This window comes from Streptomyces sp. FH025 (genome assembly GCF_017427025.1).
Classification (GTDB): domain Bacteria; phylum Actinomycetota; class Actinomycetes; order Streptomycetales; family Streptomycetaceae; genus Kitasatospora.
The window spans coordinates 1-2,384 of the sequence record NZ_JAFLNG010000947.1 but is presented as its reverse complement, the minus strand read 5'-3'; the positions used below and the strand labels follow the sequence as shown (position 1 = coordinate 2,384).

Genomic DNA, 2,384 nt, shown 5'->3' with positions numbered 1-2,384 from the left:
GGGCGGGCGGCGAGGCGGGCGACGTCCGGTACGAGTGGCCGGTGACGGGCCAATCGACCCGGATTGGCCCTGTTCGGGTGGGCGGTCGGAGGCCCAGGATGACGGCATGAGCGACTTCCACCTGAACCCCGAGGCGCTGCGCCCCGAGAGCCGGATCGTCCACCCGCCGCTGGCCGAGGTCGTCGGCAGCCGTCCGATGGGCATCCCGCTGCACCAGAGCCACCTGTTCGCCTTCGAGACCAGCGACGCGCTCACCCAGGCCCACGCCGGACCGGGTGAGGCGTTCTTCTACAACCGCTTCGGCAACCCGACGATCCGCTCGCTGGAGGACGCCGTCGCCGACCTGGAGGGCGGGGTCGGGGCGCTGGCCACCGCCTCCGGCATGGGCGCGATCAACACCGTGCTGCTCGCCCTGCTGCGCTCCGGCGACCACGTGATCGCCCAGCGCAGCCTCTACGGCGGCACGTTCGCGATGCTGGCCGACCTCGCGGAGCGGTGGGGCGTCGAGGTCACCCACGTGCGGGGCGACGACCCGGGCGAGGTCACGGCCGCGCTGCGGCCCAACACCCGGCTGCTGCACCTGGAGACGGTCTCCAACCCGATGACCCGGGTCACCGACCTGCCCGGGCTGATCGGAGTCGCCAAGCGGGCGGGGGTGCTGAGCGTGGTCGACAACACCTTCGCCACCCCGCTGCTGTGCCGGCCGATCGAGCACGGCGCGGACGTGGTCGTCCACTCGGCCACCAAGTACCTGGGCGGGCACTCGGACGTCCTCGCCGGGCTCGCCGTCTTCGCCGACGCCGAACTCCACCGGAAGGTCTGGCACTACGCGACCGAACTCGGCGCCAGCGCCAACCCGTTCGCCGCCTGGCTGGCCCTGCGCGGCCTCCAGACCCTGGCCCTGCGGATGCGCCGCCACTGCGACACCGCCCTCGACCTGGCCACCCGGCTGACGGCCCACCCGGCCGTCACCGCCGTCCACTACCCGGGCCTGCCCTCCCACCCGGACCACGAACTCGCCCGCCGCCTGCTGCCCGAGGGCCACGGCGGCGTGCTCGCCTTCGACCTGGCCGGCGGGCGCGAGGCGGCCCGCACCTTCACCGAGTCGGTGCGGCTGGCGTCCCTGGCCCCTTCGCTCGGCGGCGTCCACACCCTGGTGCTGCACCCGGCCAGCACCTCGCACCGACAGCTGTCGGACGAGGAGCTGGCGGCGGCGGGCATCGGCCCGGGCACGGTCCGGGTCGCGGTGGGCGTCGAGCACCCGGAGGACCTGTGGGCCGACGTGGAGCGGGCGCTGGCGAAGCTGTGAGCCCGGCCCGCGTCAGCGGGCCTTGGGGCGGGCCGCGAGGAGAGCGATGTCGTCCTCGGCGGCCGCGGGGCCCGGGGTCGGGGCGAGGGAGTGGAGCGTGGCGTCGAGGAGGTCGTCGAGGTCGCCGGTGGCGGGGAGCCTGAGGGCGGCGAGACGCTCCAGGGAGGTGTCGATGTCCTCGCCGCGCCGTTCGACCAGACCGTCGGTGTAGAGGAGCAGGGTCTGCTCGGCGTCGAGCGGGTGGGTGGCCTGCTCGTAGCCGCCGAAGCCGGTGCCGAGCGGTGGGCCGGTCGGGACGCGCAGCAGTTCGGTGGGCCGGTCCGGGGTGATCAGGGCGGGCGGCAGGTGGCCCGCGCTGGAGAGGGTCCACCGGCCGCGGCTCGGGTCGGCGAGGACCAGCAGGCAGGTCGCGGGGCGGGCTGAGTCGTCGGCGGAGATGACGGTGTCGAGCTGGCGCAGGATGCGGTGCGGGGGCAGGTCCATCCCGGCGATGTCGCGCAGCGCCGAGCGGTAGTGGCTCATGTCGACGGCGGCCTCGACGCCGTGCCCCATGACGTCGCCCATGGCGAGCAGGGTGCGGCCGAAGGGCAGGCGGACCGTCTCGTACCAGTCGCCGCCGACCACCGAGCTGCTGCCGGAGGGCAGGTAGCGGGAGGCGAGGGCGAGGTTCTGGTGCGGGTTGCCGGGCTCGCTGAGCAGGGCGCGCTGGAGTTCCAGGGCTATGCCCTGGGAGTGTCCGTAGCGGCGGGCGTGGTCGATACCGGTGGCGGTGCGCGCGGCGAGGGAGCCGAGCAGCGCGGCGTCGTCGGGGGTGTAGGCCGGGGCGGCGCCGGTCCGGCCGAGGGTGAGCAGTCCGACGAGGTGGCCGTGGGCGGTCAGCGGCAGCACGAGCAGGGAGTCGACGGCGGCGGGGCAGGCGTCCTCGGGGCCCGGCTCGGTGAGCACGGCGACCCCTGTGGCGAGGCTGCGGGCGGCGGCCGAGCCCTCCCGGTGGCGGACGGACTCGCCGGGGCGGGGCAGGTCCGCGAGGGCGGCCTCCAGCGTGGGCACGGCCCGTACGGCGGCGCGGCGCAGG

At 75.5% G+C, this 2,384-nt stretch carries 2 protein-coding genes; one reads left to right on the top strand and one right to left on the bottom strand.

Annotated elements, in window-relative coordinates; translation table 11 throughout:
- The first annotated feature begins 106 nt into the window (after positions 1 to 106).
- Complete coding sequence (locus J0670_RS35990) at positions 107 to 1,309, top strand: PLP-dependent aspartate aminotransferase family protein (RefSeq protein WP_207816894.1); 1,203 nt, start codon at positions 107 to 109, stop codon at positions 1,307 to 1,309.
- A 12-nt stretch (positions 1,310 to 1,321) separates the two neighbouring features.
- Here J0670_RS35990 and J0670_RS35985 read toward each other — a convergent pair.
- Positions 1,322 to 2,384 (bottom strand): PP2C family protein-serine/threonine phosphatase (locus J0670_RS35985; protein WP_207816892.1); only part of this gene is annotated, 1,063 nt, incomplete at its 5' end.

Coding starts and splice junctions, on each gene's coding strand:
- J0670_RS35990 (WP_207816894.1), top strand. CDS start 107: ATGAGCGACTTCCACCTGAACCCCGAGGCGCTGCGCCCCGAGAGCCGG.